Origin of the sequence: Thioclava electrotropha, assembly GCF_002085925.2 — a bacterium.
Lineage (GTDB): Bacteria > Pseudomonadota > Alphaproteobacteria > Rhodobacterales > Rhodobacteraceae > Thioclava > Thioclava electrotropha.
This window is the reverse complement of record NZ_CP053562.1, coordinates 1,401,758-1,418,568: the sequence shown is the minus strand read 5'-3', so window position 1 is coordinate 1,418,568 and position 16,811 is coordinate 1,401,758. Positions and strand designations below refer to the sequence as shown.

At 66.0% G+C, this 16,811-nt stretch carries 18 protein-coding genes, 1 tRNA gene and 1 pseudogene; 7 read left to right on the top strand and 13 right to left on the bottom strand.

Going from position 1 to position 16,811, the window contains the following annotated elements:
• Window positions 1-70 precede the first annotated feature (70 nt).
• Window positions 71-823 carry an acetyltransferase domain-containing protein gene (locus tag AKL02_RS06780; protein ID WP_083074946.1) on the top strand — a complete coding sequence of 251 codons (753 nt, stop codon included), beginning with the start codon at window positions 71-73 and terminating at the stop codon, window positions 821-823.
• Between the two features lie 121 nt (window positions 824-944).
• Complete coding sequence (gene rnd, locus AKL02_RS06775) at window positions 945-2,108, top strand: ribonuclease D (protein ID WP_078599356.1); 1,164 nt, start codon at window positions 945-947, stop codon at window positions 2,106-2,108.
• A gap of 231 nt (window positions 2,109-2,339) precedes the next feature.
• Here the strand turns inward: rnd and AKL02_RS06770 are convergent, their stop codons facing one another.
• Window positions 2,340-2,837, bottom strand: coding sequence for a hypothetical protein (locus AKL02_RS06770; protein WP_078599357.1), 498 nt, complete (start codon window positions 2,835-2,837; stop codon window positions 2,340-2,342).
• 138 nt (window positions 2,838-2,975) lie between these two features.
• Here AKL02_RS06770 and AKL02_RS06765 point away from each other — a divergent pair, with 138 nt between their 5' ends.
• Window positions 2,976-3,404, top strand: coding sequence for a SufE family protein (locus AKL02_RS06765; protein WP_078603846.1), 429 nt, complete (start codon window positions 2,976-2,978; stop codon window positions 3,402-3,404).
• Between the two features lie 247 nt (window positions 3,405-3,651).
• On the opposite strand, the gene AKL02_RS06760 is transcribed toward AKL02_RS06765, so the two are convergent.
• The 4 genes from AKL02_RS06760 to AKL02_RS06745 form a co-directional block, all read right to left on the bottom strand.
• Window positions 3,652-5,085 (bottom strand): NAD(P)(+) transhydrogenase (Re/Si-specific) subunit beta, encoded by a 1,434-nt coding sequence (locus AKL02_RS06760; protein ID WP_083074943.1) that lies wholly within the window; start codon window positions 5,083-5,085, stop codon window positions 3,652-3,654.
• A 15-nt stretch (window positions 5,086-5,100) separates the two neighbouring features.
• The gene (locus tag AKL02_RS06755) at window positions 5,101-6,675 is read right to left on the bottom strand and encodes a Re/Si-specific NAD(P)(+) transhydrogenase subunit alpha (protein WP_083074942.1); all 1,575 of its coding nucleotides are present in this window, start codon (window positions 6,673-6,675) and stop codon (window positions 5,101-5,103) included.
• A gap of 287 nt (window positions 6,676-6,962) precedes the next feature.
• A complete protein-coding gene (locus AKL02_RS06750) occupies window positions 6,963-7,409 on the bottom strand; it encodes a methyltransferase family protein (protein ID WP_232621728.1) in 447 nt (148 codons plus the stop codon).
• A gap of 8 nt (window positions 7,410-7,417) precedes the next feature.
• Window positions 7,418-7,906 (bottom strand): hypothetical protein, encoded by a 489-nt coding sequence (locus tag AKL02_RS06745; protein WP_083074940.1) that lies wholly within the window; start codon window positions 7,904-7,906, stop codon window positions 7,418-7,420.
• Window positions 7,907-8,041: 135 nt separating this feature from the next.
• Between AKL02_RS06745 and moaA the strand changes: the two are divergent.
• A pseudogene (gene moaA / locus AKL02_RS06740) lies at window positions 8,042-9,050 on the top strand (GTP 3',8-cyclase MoaA).
• A 152-nt stretch (window positions 9,051-9,202) separates the two neighbouring features.
• Window positions 9,203-9,610, top strand: coding sequence for a universal stress protein (locus AKL02_RS06735; protein ID WP_078570191.1), 408 nt, complete (start codon window positions 9,203-9,205; stop codon window positions 9,608-9,610).
• Window positions 9,611-9,642: 32 nt separating this feature from the next.
• Here the strand turns inward: AKL02_RS06735 and AKL02_RS06730 are convergent, their stop codons facing one another.
• The 7 genes from AKL02_RS06730 to AKL02_RS06700 all read right to left on the bottom strand — a co-directional run bounded on the left by AKL02_RS06730 (window position 9,643) and on the right by AKL02_RS06700 (window position 14,928).
• Window positions 9,643-10,815: a M20 aminoacylase family protein gene (locus AKL02_RS06730; protein WP_083074937.1), complete on the bottom strand. Its 1,173-nt coding sequence runs from the start codon at window positions 10,813-10,815 to the stop codon at window positions 9,643-9,645.
• Window positions 10,816-10,872: 57 nt separating this feature from the next.
• Entirely contained in the window at window positions 10,873-11,715 is an 843-nt protein-coding gene (locus AKL02_RS06725; RefSeq protein WP_083074934.1) for an energy transducer TonB family protein, read from the bottom strand.
• On the bottom strand, window positions 11,712-12,125 hold the full coding sequence (locus tag AKL02_RS06720; RefSeq protein WP_083074931.1) for an ExbD/TolR family protein: 414 nt from the start codon (window positions 12,123-12,125) through the stop codon (window positions 11,712-11,714). The genes AKL02_RS06725 and AKL02_RS06720 overlap by 4 nt, the downstream gene beginning before the upstream one ends.
• Window positions 12,122-12,505 carry an ExbD/TolR family protein gene (locus AKL02_RS06715; protein WP_083074928.1) on the bottom strand — a complete coding sequence of 128 codons (384 nt, stop codon included), beginning with the start codon at window positions 12,503-12,505 and terminating at the stop codon, window positions 12,122-12,124. The genes AKL02_RS06720 and AKL02_RS06715 overlap by 4 nt, the downstream gene beginning before the upstream one ends.
• Before the next feature lie 10 nt (window positions 12,506-12,515).
• Entirely contained in the window at window positions 12,516-13,205 is a 690-nt protein-coding gene (locus AKL02_RS06710; protein ID WP_083074925.1) for a MotA/TolQ/ExbB proton channel family protein, read from the bottom strand.
• Between the two features lie 36 nt (window positions 13,206-13,241).
• Window positions 13,242-13,317: transfer RNA gene (locus AKL02_RS06705), tRNA-Thr, on the bottom strand.
• Between the two features lie 48 nt (window positions 13,318-13,365).
• Window positions 13,366-14,928: an ABC transporter permease gene (locus tag AKL02_RS06700; RefSeq protein WP_083075559.1), complete on the bottom strand. Its 1,563-nt coding sequence runs from the start codon at window positions 14,926-14,928 to the stop codon at window positions 13,366-13,368.
• Window positions 14,929-15,206: 278 nt separating this feature from the next.
• Between AKL02_RS06700 and AKL02_RS06695 the strand changes: the two genes are divergently transcribed.
• On the top strand, window positions 15,207-16,082 hold the full coding sequence (locus tag AKL02_RS06695; protein WP_078539602.1) for a hypothetical protein: 876 nt from the start codon (window positions 15,207-15,209) through the stop codon (window positions 16,080-16,082).
• A gap of 48 nt (window positions 16,083-16,130) precedes the next feature.
• Here AKL02_RS06695 and AKL02_RS06690 read toward each other — a convergent pair whose 3' ends face one another.
• Window positions 16,131-16,382, bottom strand: coding sequence for a DUF2312 domain-containing protein (locus AKL02_RS06690; protein WP_078539603.1), 252 nt, complete (start codon window positions 16,380-16,382; stop codon window positions 16,131-16,133).
• Between the two features lie 206 nt (window positions 16,383-16,588).
• Here AKL02_RS06690 and AKL02_RS06685 point away from each other — a divergent pair, with 206 nt between their 5' ends.
• The gene (locus AKL02_RS06685) at window positions 16,589-16,804 is read left to right on the top strand and encodes a hypothetical protein (protein WP_083074923.1); all 216 of its coding nucleotides are present in this window, start codon (window positions 16,589-16,591) and stop codon (window positions 16,802-16,804) included.
• Window positions 16,805-16,811: the final 7 nt, after the last annotated feature.

Below are 16,811 nucleotides of genomic sequence, written 5' to 3'. Positions count from 1 at the left end.
GTAAGCACGCTCATGCCGAAATGCGCTGCCCCCGCTTGCGAGCGGCCGTCGCTTCGCGCATGACTGACGCATGGACACGACCCCGGATACGGCCCCGCGCGGGCGCATGATCGCCCCCGACCTGATCCGGGCCGTGGCGCTGATCGGCATGGCGATCTTCCACCTGACCTACGATCTCGAGAATTTCGGCTTTGTGCCGCGTGGCACGGTGTTTCACCCCGCCTTCCTCGATTTCGCCCGCGTGGTCGCCAGCACCTTCATCTTCATGGCCGGCGCCAGCCTCGTGCTCGCCCATCGCCATGGCTTCCGTGCCGCCCCGTTCTGGAAGCGGATCGGCAAGGTGGTGGTCGCGGCGGCGCTGGTGAGTGCGGCGACCTATGTGATGATGCCGGAATACTTCATCTATTTCGGCATCCTGCATTCCATCGCCGTCAGTTCGCTGATCGGTGCCGCACTTCTGTTCCTGCCGTGGATCTTGCTGGCGGCACTTGGCGTGATCGCGGTCTGGGTGCATCTGAACTATGCGTTCGAGCTGTTCAATCAGCCGTGGCTGTGGTGGCTGGGGCTGTCGACGAAGTGGCGCCCCTCGATGGATTTCGAGCCGGTCTTCCCGTGGATCGGACCGTTCCTGATCGGCATGGGCGCGGCGAAACTGCTCGACCGGCTGGGCTATTGGAAACGGGCCGCGCGCTACCAGCCCGATCAGACGCGCGGGGTGATGAAAGTCGCGCTGTTCGCAGGCCGTCACACCCTCCCGATCTACCTGATCCACCAGCCCATCCTCTATGGGCTGACCTGGGCCGCGTTCCTCCTGCAGCACTGAAACTGGCGCTTCTGCCACGCAAACCGGGCCGCAACACGCGCCACCCTTCCCTTTTGCCCCATGAAGGTCTAGGGAATTTGCACCTGCGCGGGATGAGCCCGCACCGAATTGAAAGCGCGATATGCAGACCATCACCACGACCGAGGCCCTCGCGGCCTTCTGCGAAAAGGCCAAGCAAGAGCCCTACGTCACCGTCGACACCGAATTCCTGCGCGAGCGGACCTACTGGTCCAAGCTGTGCCTCGTGCAGATGGCGCTCCCCAATCATGGCGAGACCGAAGGCGAGGCCGTTCTGGTCGACCCGCTGTCCGACGATCTCTCGCTCGAGCCGCTCTACGATCTTTACCGCCACAAGGAGACCGTGAAGGTCTTCCACGCCGCGCGGCAGGATCTGGAGATTTTCTACACCGACGCGCAGGTCTTCCCCGATCCGCTGTTCGATACGCAGATCGCCGCGATGGTCTGCGGCTTCGGCGAGCAGGTGGGCTACGAGACGCTGGTGCGCAAGATCGCCAAGCAGTCGCTCGACAAGTCCTCGCGCTTCACCGACTGGTCGCGCCGTCCGCTGACCGAGGCGCAGAAGAAATACGCCATCGCCGATGTGACCCATCTGCGCGTGATCTACGAATTCCTAGACGAACAGCTGAAGAAAACCGGCCGCGACGCCTGGGTCGAAGAGGAAGAGGCGGTTCTGCTGAACCCCGAGACCTATATCAACCGCCCCGAAGAGGCGTGGAAGCGCGTGAAGACGCGGACCAATTCGGGCCGCTTCCTCGCCATCGTGCGCGAGCTGGCGCAGTTCCGTGAGGGGTACGCCCAGAACCGCAACATCCCGCGGAGCCGTATCTTCAAGGATGACGCGCTGCTGGAGCTGGCCTCGACCAAGCCCTCTTCTATCGAAGAGCTGGGCAAGTCGCGACTGCTGCTGCGCGAAGCCCGCAAGGGCGAGATCGCCGAGGGCATTCTGACGGCGGTGCGTGAAGGGCTGGAGATGCCCAACGAGAAGCTGCCCCGCCCCGACAATCAGGCCCAGCAATTGCAGGTCGACACCGCGCTCGGCGATCTGCTGCGGGTGCTTCTGAAGGCGAAATCGCAGCAGGCAGGCGTCGCCGCGAAGCTGATCGCGACGTCCTCCGATCTGGATCGCATCGCCGCTGGCAAGCGCGACGTCGCCGCCCTGCAGGGCTGGCGTGCGGAAGTCTTCGGCAGTGACGCGCTGCGTCTGGCCAAGGGCGAAGTGGCGCTGACCGCCGATAGCGGCGCGGTGAAGCTGATCGACGTGTGAGGTCACCGGAGGGCTGCGCCTGACCGCCGGGTGGGCGCACCCTTCTTTGGTGGTCTTCGCTTTATCCCTGAAAGTTTCGGACGCGTTCAGTGCGCGCGCTGACACCCCACAAGCGCCCGCCCGAGGGGGCGGTCGGGCGCTGCCCGGGCCGCTGTCGCGGCTGATCCGGGCAAGATGACAAGAAAAAGGCCCGGGTCGCCCCGAGCCTCACCTATTCAGATCAAGCCAAGCTCAACGCGCGACGGACCGCGCGTTGGAGACGCCCTGCACCACGATTTTGCGCACGCCCTGCAGCTTGTAAGTGCTCAGGAACGCAGCCGCCGAGACCTCGCGCGACTGCGGGGTCATCACACGGCGCGCATCGGGGCTTTCAGCGGGCGGCGGCGAGACCATGAAGACATAGGTCACCGTGCCGTTCTCATCCGGCGCACCGCCATTCAGCGGGACCAGATCGGTATCCCAATAGCCCTGCGTCGGCGGCAGGCCCATCGCGGTGATGATCGCACCCGAGGGGATCTTCTCGACCGAGAGCGAGGAAACCTGCGACACCTGCTGCTGGTTCGGCTTGCCGACCTTCACGGGGTAGCCGCCGCGCGGCGCGAGTGTTTCCACCGGTGCAGCCGTGTCGCGCCCGAACCAGTTGAACGGGTTGAGCTTGCTGTCACGGATTGTGCCGCAGCCTGCGGTGGTGAGCGTCAGGGCAAGTGCCGCGATCAGGGCTTTGTTCATGATGGCTCCGATACTGTCCCGGGTCTGGACCCGGATTTGTGGTAGCCCATTGTAGCGCTTTTGAAAAGCCGCGTCTGGACCCTCGGGCGCGAACCCGTTACCCAATAGGCAATTCCCTGTCCGTAGGAGCGAGTAACCATGGCGCGCGAAGCCTTTGAAGAGATTGCCGAGACCTTCGAATTTCTCGACGATTGGGAGGACCGCTACCGTCACGTGATCGAGTTGGGCCGCGAATTGCCGCCCCTGGACGATGCGGTGAAAGTGCCCGCGACCAAGGTGGAGGGCTGTGCGAGCCAGGTCTGGCTCCTGCCCCGGATCGAGGGCGAGGGCCCGCAGGCGACATTCGATTTTCAGGGCGAGAGCGACGCGATGATCGTGCAGGGCCTGATCGCGATCCTGCATGCGCTCTATTCCGGGCTGACGGCCGAGGATGTACTGAAGGTCGACGCCCCCGCCGAGCTGGGCCGTCTGGGCCTGAACGACCACCTCTCGGCGCAGCGTTCGAACGGGTTGCGCGCGATGGTGGAGCGGATTCGCAAGCTGGCCGGTGAAGCCGTGGGGGCGTAAGGCCCTAGATTTTCCACCTAGCGACAGAGGGACGCGCCCGAGCCTCGGGTGGGCGCGTTGCAACGAATGTGGCTGGGCAGTTTATCTCGTAAGCCCGCACTACCTCCATACCCGCGCCGACATCGCCAATGCGCCCTCCCGGGGGGAGGGTCGGGCGCGGCCCGGGGCTGGTCGCCCCGAGCCAGTCATCCCAAACGAAAACGGCCGGTCCATCGACCGGCCGTTTCCAATTTCCTCGCCCTGCCGATCAGTCGATCAGCGGCAGCAGCTGGTTCACCGAGTCCTTGGCGTCGCCATAGAACATCCGGGTGTTCTCTTTGTAGAAGAGCGGGTTCTCGATGCCCGAATAACCGGTGCCCTGACCGCGCTTCGAGACGAAGACCTGCTTGGCCCTCCACACTTCCAGAACCGGCATGCCAGCGATCGGCGAGTTCGGATCTTCCTGTGCGGCGGGGTTCACGATGTCGTTCGAGCCGATGACGATCACCACGTCGGTATCGGGGAAGTCCTCGTTGATCTCGTCCATTTCCAGAACGATATCGTAAGGCACTTTCGCCTCGGCCAGCAGCACGTTCATGTGGCCCGGCAGACGGCCCGCGACCGGGTGGATCGCGAAACGGACTTCCTTGCCTTGGCTGCGCAGCTTGCGGGTCAGTTCCGACACCGCTTGCTGAGCCTGCGCCACCGCCATGCCGTAGCCCGGCACGATGATCACGCTATCGGCGTCGCGCAGCGCGGAGGCCACGCCGTCGGCGTCGATCGCGATCTGCTCGCCCTCGACTTCCATCGCGGGACCGGAGGTGCCGCCGAAGCCGCCGAGGATGACGCTGATGAACGAGCGGTTCATCGCCTTACACATGATGTAGGACAGGATCGCACCCGAGGAGCCGACCAGCGCGCCGACGACGATCAGAAGATCGTTGCCCAGCGAGAAGCCGATCGCCGCCGCGGCCCAGCCCGAATAGGAGTTCAGCATCGACACCACGACCGGCATATCGGCGCCGCCGATACCCATGATCAGGTGGTAACCGATGAAGAAGGCCAGAAGCGTCATCGCGATCAGCGCCCAAGCGCCTGCCCCGTTCAGGAAGGCGATCAGCAGGATCACCGAGAGGATCGCGGCTGTTGCGTTGAGGATGTGCCCGCCCGGCAGCTTGGTCGCCTTCGAGGTCACCTTGCCGGCGAGCTTGCCGAAGGCCACGACCGAGCCGGTGAAGGTCACGGCCCCGATGAAGACGCCAAGGAACAGCTCGACGCGCAGGATCGACAGCTCGACCGGCGTCTTATGCGCGATCAGAGCGGCAAAGCCCTTCAGCGCGTGCTGTTCTTCCATGCCCATCGCGCCGACGCGCGCCATCTCGATATAGGCGTTGTAGCCCACGAAGACGGCGGCGAGACCGACCAGCGAGTGCATCGCCGCCACAAGCTGCGGCATTTCCGTCATCTGCACCCGGTTCGCGACGAACCAGCCGATGATGCCACCGGCCGCGATCAGGATGACCGAGAGAAGCCAGAGGCCCGAACCGGGGCCGATCAGCGTCGCCAGAACCGCGAGGCCCATGCCGACGATGCCATACCACACGGCCCGTTTCGCGCTTTCCTGCCCCGAAAGGCCGCCCAGCGAGAGGATGAAGAGAACTGCCGCGACGACATAGGCGGCGGTCGAGAATCCGTTTTCCATTACGCTCTCCCCCTCTTACGACTTCTGGAACATGGCGAGCATGCGCCGGGTGACCATGAAGCCACCGAAGATGTTGATCCCGGCCATGAACACCGACATCGCAGCGAGCAGGATCACGAGCCACGAGCCCGATCCGATCTGCAACAGCGCGCCGAGGATGATGATCGACGAGATCGCGTTGGTCACAGCCATCAGCGGCGTGTGCAGCGAGTGCGAAACGTTCCAGATCACCTGGAAGCCCACGAAACAGCTGAGCACGAAGACGATGAAGTGCTGCATGAAGCTGGCCGGTGCGACGAGGCCCACGCCCAGAAGCACGATCGCGCCCACGGCGAGCAGCGTCACCTGATTGCGGGTCTGCTTCTTGAACTCGGCCACCTCGGCGGCGCGCTTCTCTTCCGGCGTCAGCTCCTTGGCCTTTTCCTTCGGCTTCTGCGCCGCGATCGCGGCCACCTTGGGTTTCGGCGGCGGGAAGGTGATCTCGCCCTGATAGGCCACGGTCGCGCCGCGGATCACGTCGTCTTCCATGTCATGGACGACGACACCGTCCTTCTCGGGCGTCAGGTCCGTCATCATGTGACGGATGTTGGTCGAGTAGAGCGCGGAGCTCTGCGTCGCCATGCGGCTCGGGAAATCGGTGTAGCCGACGATGGTCACGCCATTGTCGCTCACGATCTTCTGGTCCGGCACGGTCAGTTCGCAGTTGCCGCCGCGCTCGGCGGCGAGGTCCACGATCACGGAGCCCGGCTTCATTGCCTCGACCATGTCCTTGGTCCACAGCACCGGGGCGTCACGGCCCGGGATCAGAGCGGTGGTGATGACGATGTCGATATCGGGCGCCAGTTCGCGGAATTTGGCAAGCTGGGCTTCACGGAACTCCGGCGAGGACGGCGCAGCATAGCCACCCGTCTCCGCGCCGTCTTTCGCGGCCTCCTCAAAGTCGAGATAGACGAACTCGGCGCCCATCGACTCGATCTGTTCGGCCACTTCGGGACGCACGTCGAACGCGTAGGTGATCGCACCCAGCGAGGTCGAGGCGCCGATCGCGGCGAGACCCGCGACGCCTGCGCCCACCACGAGCACTTTCGCCGGCGGAACCTTACCTGCCGCCGTCACCTGACCGGTGAAGAAACGGCCAAAGTTGTTGCCTGCCTCGAGCACCGCACGGTAGCCCGCGATATTGGCCATGGACGACAGCGCATCCATCTTCTGCGCGCGCGAAATCCGCGGGACCATGTCCATCGCGATCACGTTCGCACCGGTCTTCTCCGCGGCTTTCAGAAGCTCTTCGTTCTGGGCCGGGTAGAAGAACGAGATCAGGGTCTGGCCGGGCTTGAGGCGCTTGACCTCTGTATCGTTCGGCGGCCGAACCTTGATGACGAAATCCACCTCTTTGAACAGCGCGGCGGCGGTCTTGATGACGGTCACGTTCGCGGCCTCATAGGCCTCGTCTGTGAAGCCGGCCCGGACGCCTGCTCCGGTCTCGATGAAGCACTCATGGCCCAGCTTTTGCAGCTGCAAAGCCGAGTCGGGCGTCATGGCGACCCGCGCCTCGCCCTCGAAAATCTCCTTTGGAGCTCCGATTTTCACTCTAACTCCCCCTTGGATAGCGGTGCGTTTAGCCGATGGCCTGCGCACCCGGAATCTTGCGTCGTACTCCTTAGCATCGCGCAATAATGTTTCACAAGCACCGATGGGCCGTAAAACCTTGTTAATCGGTCACGGCGCGCCTCACCGGTTCGTGTATACCATTGAATACCGAACTTTGGGGCTTTTTTTCTTTTTATATCCGAGCCTTACCGGCACTTTCTTACGCTGCGACCCGATTGCACCGTCATCAGCTTTTTTGACGGGCGCAGCACTTTGCCGCGGCTCGATCAGAGCCAGCGGCGGGTCCGGGCGCGGTAGGCGGCGAAAGCCTCGCCGAAATGCGCGGCGATCCTAGCTTCCTCGCCGAGAATGTAGCGCCGCGTGATGAACCACATAAAGACCGGCACCAGCAGCAGCCCCAAAGGCGCGTGCCAGATCAGCGCCAGCCCCGCCAGCACCAGCGCATCGCCGAGATAGATCGGGTTGCGCGACAGCGCGAAGACGCCGGAGGTCACGAGGTCCGACGGGTCACGGCGCGGGATGAAGGTGGTGCGGTGAAGCAGCATCTGCCACACCGCGGCCAGCATGAGTGCGAGCCCAAGCGCGATCGCGATCATCCCGAGCGCGCGATCATAGCGAAACGGCATCGGCACGATCTGCCCCAGCGCCCAGACCAGCGCCGCGAAGAGCACCAGCCAGAGCGGCGGAATGTCGATCTCGCGCAGAGGGTTCATCGCGCTGCTTACAGTTTGTAGACGGTGAGTTCAGGCAGATCGGTCAGCGGCACCTCGAGCAGGCGCAGCGCCGGCAGCGACACTTCCGAGCCCGAGCCAGCCGCCTTGCCCGACGGGATCAGCGTGACCTTCGCGGATTTGCCGGTTTTCGGGTCTTCGATCCGACCGGGGGCTTCGCTTTTGACCAGCCCGGTCTTTACCCAGAAGCCCGGATCGGCCGGATCGCCAAGGCTCGCGATGGTGGTGCCAAGCTTGGTCTCGCCGCCCACGGGTTTCTTCGCCGCCTCCGCGCGCTGCTCCGCGGTGGTGGTATCAAGGGAATCGGCGGTTTTCGCACTCGGCTTCGGGATCGGCGCTGCGACCGGAGCGGCGGCGTCGGGGGCTGCCGTGGTCGCCGGGCCCGCGGCGTTTGGGCCGTTGAGTCCCAGCGTGGCGCAGCCCGCCATCGGCATCATCAGCGTGAGCGCCAAGATCGGGCGGGAGAGGGGTTTGCGCATTCGAAATCTCCTTAAAATTTCGTCGAGCCTATGCGCAGTCCGAGGCGACTGCCACCCCCCGCTCTGCGCCCTGCCCGCACGTGATCCACGCGACGACCCTTGCCGCCCCGCCCGCCGCGCCTTACTTTCCGAACCATGGATAACACGCCCCTCATCGACCCCTTCGCCCGCCCTATCGACTACTTGCGGGTGTCGGTCACCGATCGCTGCGATTTTCGCTGCACCTATTGCATGGCCGAGCACATGCAGTTCCTGCCGAAAAAGGAACTGCTGACGCTCGAAGAATTGGACCGGCTCTGCTCGACCTTCATCCCGCCTTGGCGTGAAGAAGCTGCGGATCACCGGGGGCGAGCCGCTGGTGCGGCGCGATATCATGACCTTCTTCCGCTCGATCTCGCGGCATCTGGAGACCGGCGATCTGCGCGAGTTGACGCTGACCACCAATGGCTCGCAGCTTGCGAAATTCGCCGATGATCTCGCGGCACTGGGCATGAAGCGGATCAACGTCTCGCTCGACACGCTCGATGCCGACAAATTCGCGAAGATCACGCGCTGGGGGCGGCTCGAACAGGTGCTCAAAGGTCTCGAGGCCGCGAAACGCGCGGGCCTCAAGGTCAAGATCAACACCGTCGCGCTGAAGGGCTTCAACGAAGACGAGCTGTTCACCCTCATCGACTGGTGCGCGGCGGAAGGCTTCGACCTGACCTTCATCGAAGTGATGCCGATGGGCGAGATGGGCGACGATCTGCGGCTCGATCAATACTGGCCGCTCTCGGATGTGCGCAAGGCAATGGCCGAGCGGTTTACCCTGACCGATCTGGCGGAATCGACCGGGGGCCCGGCGCGCTACGTGCGCCTTGAGGAAAGCGGTCAGAAGGTCGGCTTCATCACGCCGCTCACGCATAATTTCTGCGAGAACTGCAACCGTGTGCGGGTGACCTGCACGGGCGAGCTGTTCATGTGCCTCGGCCAGGAGGACAACGCCGATCTGCGCGCGCCCCTGCGGGCCAGCGAGGACGATGCAGCCCTGGAAGCCGCGATCCGCGAGGCGATCTCGCGCAAGCCTAAAGGCCATGATTTCGACTATTCGCGCCAGACCGTCTCGGGCCAGATGTCGCGCCACATGAGCCATACCGGCGGCTGAGCCTCACCAAACCTGCGTCGGCTACGCGCGTGGCGCAGGTCTCGGGCAACTCACGGGAATTTGGTGGCGCTGCCCACCTCCGGGGTGACTCAAATCAATGCGCAGGGCCAGACCGTCTGGCAGGCTCCCGACAAAGAAAGGGAGCCAAACCAATGTATTCCAACATTCTCGTGCCCGTCGCCTTCGACGAAGATCACAACCCCGATGCCGCGCTCAATGTCGCGCGGGCGCTGGCAGGCGACGGGGCGCGCATCACCTTGCTGCATGTGATGGAAGACGTCCCCGCCTATGCGATCAACTACATGCCCGAGGGCTATGCGGAGGAATTGCGCGAGACGCTGGAGCATGACCTCGCCACGCGCGCGGCGGAGTTCGACGCGGGCGCCTGGGCGATCGTCGAAGGTCAGCCCGGCCATGAAATTCTCGACTACGCGGAAAATATCGGGGCCGATTGCATCGTGATCGCGTCGCACCGTCCGGGATTTGGCGATTACCTGATCGGCTCGACCGCCTCGCGCGTCGTGCGCCATGCGAAATGCGCGGTCATGGTCATGCGCTGAGACCAGCGCGGGCTATGGTGATGCGCTGAGGCTCACTCGGCAGGCAGACGCGCCTCGATCATGCCGACGAACCAGCTTGCACCCGCAGGCAGGATCGCGTCGTTGAAATCGTATTCCGCGTGATGGAGCGGCGCGCTGGGGCCGTTGCCGATGAAGCCATAGGCCCCGGGGCGCACCTCCAACATATAGGCGAAATCCTCCGCCCCCATCATCGGATCGACGTTGCGATCGCAAGTGCCTGCCACGGCCTCGGCCACCTGCGCTGCGACCTCGGCCGCCGCCGCATCGTTGCGGGTGACGGGATAGCCGCGCCGGTAGTCGACCTCTGCCGTCGCCTCATGGGTCGCAGCCACGCCCTGCGCAATCTCGCGCAGTCGGCGCTCGGCCAAATCGCGGGTCGCGGCGCTCATCGTGCGCACCGTCCCACCAAGGCTCACCGAATTGCCAATCACGTTGAGCGCTTTCGAGTCGGTCTCCAGCGTCGTGACCGACAGCACGATCTCCTCCAGCGGATCGGTCGCGCGGGACACGATGCTTTGTAGCGCGAGGATCAGGTGGGCGGAGATCGGCACCGGGTCGATCACTTCCTGAGGTTTCGCGGCATGGCCGCCCTTGCCGGTCACCACAATGTCGAAGAAATCCGCCGCCGCCATCATCGCGTCAGGCCGGATGCCGAAGCTGCCCGGTTCCATCCCCGGCATGTTGTGCAGCGCGTAGACCTCCTCGATGCCGAAGCGCTCCATCAGACCGTCCTCGATCATCGCCTTGGCCCCGGCCCCGCCCTCTTCGGCGGGCTGGAAGATCACCACGGCACGGCCCGCGAAAGCGCGCGTCTCGCAGAGGTATTTCGCCGCTGCGAGCAGGGTCGACGTGTGCCCGTCATGGCCGCAGGCATGCATCTTGCCCTCGACCTCGGAGGCATGTTCAGCGCCGGTTTTCTCGCGGATCGGCAGCGCATCCATATCCGCGCGCAGCCCGACACAGCGCAGCCCACCCTGGCGCGAGCCCTGCCCCTCGATCACGCCGACGACGCCCGTGCGCCCGATCCCCTCGACCACCTCATCGCAGCCGAATTCGCGCAGCAGCTCGGCCACGCGCGCGGAGGTCCGCGGCAGATCGTAGAGCAGTTCGGGATTGCGGTGAAAATCGTGCCGCCATGCGGTGGCTTCCGCGTGCATTTCGGCAAAACGGTTCTTGATCGGCATGCTCGCTCCTTGGTTGCGCGCACCCTGCCTCGCCTTGCCGGCGGGTGCAAGCCGCGCTCAGCGGAAGGCCATCGGCAAGGAGAAGCTGTAGCTGGGTTTGCCCAAGCCTTGCGGCGCTGCGGGGAAACGGCCTGCCCGGCGCACGGCGTCGAGCGCCGCCCGGTCGAGCGCCGCATCGCCCGAGCTTTGTGCAACCGACGCGCCGAGGAGCCGCCCGTCGCGCGCGATATTCAGCGCCACCACCACGCGGCCCGCGCCTGCCCCGGAGGGCGTTTGCTTGGCGCGTTCGATCCGGGCGCGGATTTCTCCGCCCCACGATCCCATCAGGGACCGGATCTGTCCCGCCGAGAGCGTCGCCGCCGGGGCCGCGCGCCGGTCGCCCGCCGCCCCTGTGTCGCCCTGCCCCTTCGCCTTCTGCTTCGGCCGGGCCGGGGCGGGCTGCGAGGCCTGTTTCTTCGCGGGTGCTTTGGGTTTCGGCTTCGCTGGTTTCGGTACCGGCGGCGTGGGCTTGGCTTCGGGTCGCGGCATGTCGGGTGGTGCGGGCTCGGCCTGTTCGGGCAGCGCCGCATCGGGCGCAGGTGGCGCGGTCAGCGTGGGGGCATTCGCGGTTCGCGGCGCGGGGTCGGTTGGCTCGGTCGGGGGTTGAGGCGCTTCGGGCGCGGTTGGAGCCTCAGGCTGTGTCGCCGCGACCTCCGTCTCGACCTCGGGCGGGCGCTCCCACTCCGCCACGCGCGCGGCCATGGACGGCGAAGACGGCGCAAGCGAGACGAGCGCGTCGCCCCCGTCGCCTGCCGATTGCGCCCCGCCCGCAGGCGCAGGCTCCCAGACCATCAGCACGCCCGCATGGACCGCCAACGCCGCGCCGAGCGCGCCCGCGAAGGCCAACCCGCGCAGCGTCATTTGCCCCGCACCACGAGTTTGAGATCGGTGAAACCGAGACCCGCCAGCTGCGGCATCAGCTTCGCCAGCGCGTCGCCGGGAAGCTGCCCGTCCGCGCGCAGCGTCAGGCTGTCGGCGCAATCGCCGCAGTCCGCGCGCGCATCCTGCGCAGCCGCCCCCAGCGCCGCAATCGCCACATCGCCGCGCGCCTCTCCATAGGCGATCTCGCCTTCGGAATTCGCAAACAGGACCAGCGCGCCGGGATCGGCCTTGCCCTCACCCGAAGCCTCGGGTGGCGTGACTTCGAAGGGTGTCGGCTGGGCCAGCGTCGCAGCCAGCAGGAAGAAGATCAGCAGCAGGAAGACAACGTTGATCATCGGCAAAAGCGGCTCGGGAAGACTGCGCCGCGGCGGATCGGTGAAGAGCCTCATGGCACCAGCACCAGATTGCTCAACCCCGCGCCCCGCAACGCCTCGATCACTTGGGTCAACGCGCTCAGATCGCCCTCTTTCGGACGCAGCACGACCGGATCGGAGGGTTGATCCATCAGCGGCTGCAGCGCGCCTGCCAGATCAGAGAGCGCGACCGACTGCCCGTTCAGGCTGACCGTACCGCCTTCGCCCACATCGACCAGACGCGGCGGCCCGGACCATTCCGCGCCAGACGTGCCGCCGCCCAAAGTCAGGTCGAGCGTGCGCTCCACCCCGAAGCGCGAGGCGAGCATGAAGAACACCAGAAGCAGGAAAACCACGTCGATCATCGGCGTCAGCGCCGGGCGACGGCGGGGGCGCGGTTGACCGAAGGCGAACATCGCGCGCGCCTCACTCGGCGGCGGCGCGGGGCCGCTCGGTGAGCGTGGCGGGCGCGCGGGCGAAAATGCGGGTCGCGGCGTCTTCCATATCGTGGCGCAAGCGGTCCACCACCGCGTCGAAGCCCGACAGCGCGATCTGCGCCGGGATCGCCACCGCCATGCCCGCCGCCGTCGTCAGAAGCGCCTCCCAGATGCCGCCTGCAAGCGTCGCCGGATCGGCCTGAACGCCCGCCTCCTGCAACGCGCGGAAAGCCGCGATCATCCCCGCGACCGTGCCCAGAAGCCCCAGAAGCGGGCCGATCACCACAGCCAGTTCCAGTGCGCGAAGGCCCGAGCGTGCCCGTGCCAGCAGGTCGCGCGCGACGCGGCCGGTCTCGGCCTCGGCCCCGGCCCGATCAAGCTGCGGATCACGCAGGCTCGCCATCGCCGCTCGGGCCAGCTGCGCGCGCAACGAGCGCCGCCCGGCCAAAGCCGCCTCGGCCCCGTCGGGATCGCCTGCCGCCCAGGCCGCGATCGCCGTCTGGCTATGCGCTCCGCCCGACCACGCGCCGGCGGCCAGCAAATCCCAGATTTTCCAGATAATCACCGCGAGCGAGATCACAGACAGCGCCGCAATCGCCCACATCGCCGGACCTCCAAGCACGAGCGCATCGAACATGCGCCCCGGAAGAGCTCCGGAAATCTGAGCGGTGTCGTCCATCGCGCCCTCCAATGCACGCCCACTGGCGCGGTGAGGTGGTGCCGGCGGAGGGACTCGAACCCCCGACCCCCTGATTACAAATCAGACGCTCTACCAACTGAGCTACGCCGGCGTGACGGGCCCGCAATAGCGCGGCTTGGAAATTCGCGCAAGACGCCGCTCAGCGGGAACGGGCAAGATCGGCACGGGCCTGATCCGCACGAGCGAGGATCGCGACCGCGACAAGGCCCACCGCGCAGACCAGCAGTGCGGCGGGCGAGGCATCGCCGAGGTTCTCGAGGCTCGCCTTTTCCTGCGTGCGCGTGGCCAGCGTCTCGAAATTGAACGGGCGCAGCAGCAGTGTCGCGGGCAGCTCCTTCACGCAATCGACGAAGACCAGAAGCAGCGCCGAGCCGACCGAGCCGCGCATCAGTGGCAGGTAGAGGCTGCGCAGAACGCCGCCCGGCGTGCGCCCCAGCGAACGCGCGGCCATCGGCAGCGAGGGCGGCACGCGCCCGAAGGCGGCGTCGCTCGCGCCTTGGGCGATGGCGAAGAATCGCACCACATAGGCGAGGATGATCGCAAAGGCCGAGCCTGTCAGCAGCAGCCCGGGATCGTGGCCGGTGATTGCCAGCACGGTGTCGGCCAGCATGTGATCGAGACCGGCGAGCGGGATCAGGATGCCGACCGCCAGCACCGCCCCCGGCGCGGCATAGCCCAGCGTCGTCAGCGGCAGCACCGCGCGCGGCAGGCGCTGCCCCGACAGGCGCACCCCGTAGACCATGAACAGAGCGAGCGTCACCGTGATCACGGCGGCCGCACCCCCGGTCAGGATCGTGTGCCACAGCGCGAGCCCGAGGCCCCGGCCGAACCACGCCTCGGGATTGGCGAGCGCATGACCGCCCATCACCGCGACCGGCAGCACGAAGCCCAAAGCCACCGGGAGGACGCAGGCCAACATCGCCACCCAGCCAGCCGCACCCTTCAGGCGCTGCGGCTGCACCGGGCGTGCCTGACGCGCGCTTTGGTAATAGTGGACGCGGCGGCGCGAGAGCTTCTCGAGCATAAGAAGCGCAAGGACGATCCCGAGGATTACCAGCGCGAGCTGCGCGGCCCCGCCCGCATTGCCGCCCGAAAGCCATGTCGAGAAGATGCCCGTCGTCAGGGTCTGCACGCCGAAATGATCGACGACGCCGAAATCCGCCACCGTCTCCATCATCGCGATCGCGGCGCCCGCGGCGATGGCGGGACGCGCAAGCGGCAGGCCCACGCGCCAGACCATCCCCCAAGGCCCGGTGCCGAGGGCGCGGGCGACCTCGTAGCTGGCACCGGATTGCTCGCGCAGGGCCGCGCGGGTGATCAGGTAGATATAGGGGTAAAGCGCGGCCGAGAGCACGACCACCGCCGCCTCGCGCGAGCGGATCTCGGGGAACCAGTAATCACGCGCCGAGGCCCAGCCGAAAGCGCCGCGCATCGCGGTCTGCACCGGGCCGGAATAGTCGAGGAAATCGGTGAGAGCGTAAGCGCCGACATAGGCCGGGATCGCGAGCGGCAGAAGCAACAACCATTGCAAGATGCGATGCCCCGGGAAGCGATACATCACCACGAGCCACGCAGCCCCCGCCCCGATGGCCGAGGCCAGAAGCCCCACGCCGCCCGTCAGCACCGCGGTGTTGATCAGGTAGCGCGGCAGCACCGTTGCGATCAGATGCGGCCAGATATTGTCGCGCGGATCGAGCGCCATCCACCCGACAGCCAGGATCGGCGCAAGCACCAGCACCGCGATCACCACGGCCCCGAGCGACCAGAGCCCGCCCGCCGCACGCAAGCGTCCGCGCAGGGCAGGCGCAGGGCGGACCGAGAGGGATTGGGCGGATTTGGGCACGGGCTTTCCCGATCAGTTTTGTCGGAATTGTCTCGCCCCTCCTACCCCGAAACACATTTGCCTGTCCAGAACGGAGCGGCTAGAGTGAGCGGCAACAATAAGGGCTTGACCGGCCAGACGATATTGAGGCGCGCAGAATGAAAGTCGTTTTCCATCTCGGAGCGCATTCGACCGATGAAGATCGCATCGTGGGCGCGCTTTCGAGCAATGACCGGCTCCTCGAGTCTCACCGCATCGCCGTGCCCGCGCCCCGCAGCTATCGGATGGTGCTGCGCGATGCGCTGGTCTCGCTGAAAGGCGGCCCTGCGCCGCAGGATGTGCAGGACGCGATCATCGAGGCGAGCACCGAGGCGCCGGTGCTGGATCGGCTGGTGTTCAGCCACGCGTTTTTCCTGTGCATCCCCGAGCGGGTGATCACCAAGCGCGGCTTCTACGCGATGGCACCGGGCAAGCTCGCGCCGCTGGCGAACCTCTTTCCCGATGCGGAGACCGAGTTCCATCTCGCGCTGATCAACCCCGCGAGCCTGATCCCGCAACTCGTCGCGCGGCTGCCCAAGCGCAGTTACGAGCAGATCATGGAAGGCCACGACCCGCGCGAGCTGCGCTGGGAGCCGCTGATCCGTCAGATGGTGGAAGCCGCGGGCGGGCGGCGCTTCGTGATCTGGTGCAACGAGGATTTGCCGCTGATCTGGCCCGAAGTGCTGCGTTCGGTCGGCGGGCTGCCGGAGGATCAGGCGCTCAAGGGCGACATGATGGTGCTGCGTCAGATCATGCCCGAGGAGGGGATCGAACGGCTGCGCAGCTATTTCGACGCGAACCCGCCGAAATCGGTGCTGCACCGGCGCAAGATCGTGGCGGCCTTCCTCGACAAATACGCCCAGCCCGAGGCGCTCGAGATCGAGGCACCGCTGCCGGGCTGGACCGATGAGCTGGTCGACGAAATCACCGCGCAATACGATGCCGACGTCGCCGCAATCGCGCGGATGCCCGGTGTGGAATTCATCGCCCCCTAAGCAAAGGGCGCGGTTCGCGCCGGATGATCGTCCGGCGCGCAATGGCGCTCAGCCCATCCCCAGCGCGGATTTGTAGAGGTCGAGAATCGCCTCTTCCTCGGCCACGTCATCCTTGTCGCGTTTGCGCAGGGCGACGATCTTCTTCAACACCTTGGTGTCGTAGCCGCGGGCCTTGGCCTCGGACATGATGTCCTTCTGCTGCTCGGCGATGTCTTTCTTCTCGGCTTCGAGGCTCTCGAACTGCTCGACAAACTGGCGCAGCTCATCGGCGGTGACATTGTAGGCGGCATCGTTGGGCATGGGCCTCTCCTGCTTGCGAACGGGGGTCGGCGCTCTGACTAGCCCGAGCGTCTGCGCGCATCAAGAGGCGGCGCGCGCGGATCGGCGGGTTATGGAAGGGCACCCGCCCCTCCCGCTTATTCCCGCAAGATCACGGGCGCCTGCGTTTTTCTTGCCATACCCCCCGCGACGGGCTAGGCAGGCGCGCGCAACTTTCGGAGGCCGCAATGGAAAATCTGATCTGGGCAGGGGCCGTCGTCTCGGTGATCGGGCTGTTCGGCATCCTGTATTGCATCGTCAAAGTGGCCAACGCCAAACGCGCCGGCCTGCCCGATGAAGAGCTGCGCGCACGGCTGCAAAAGATCATCGCGATCAATATGGGCGCGCTGTTCGTGTCGGTGATCGGGCTGATGATGGTGGTGCTGGGCATCTTCCTCGGCTGAGGCGGCC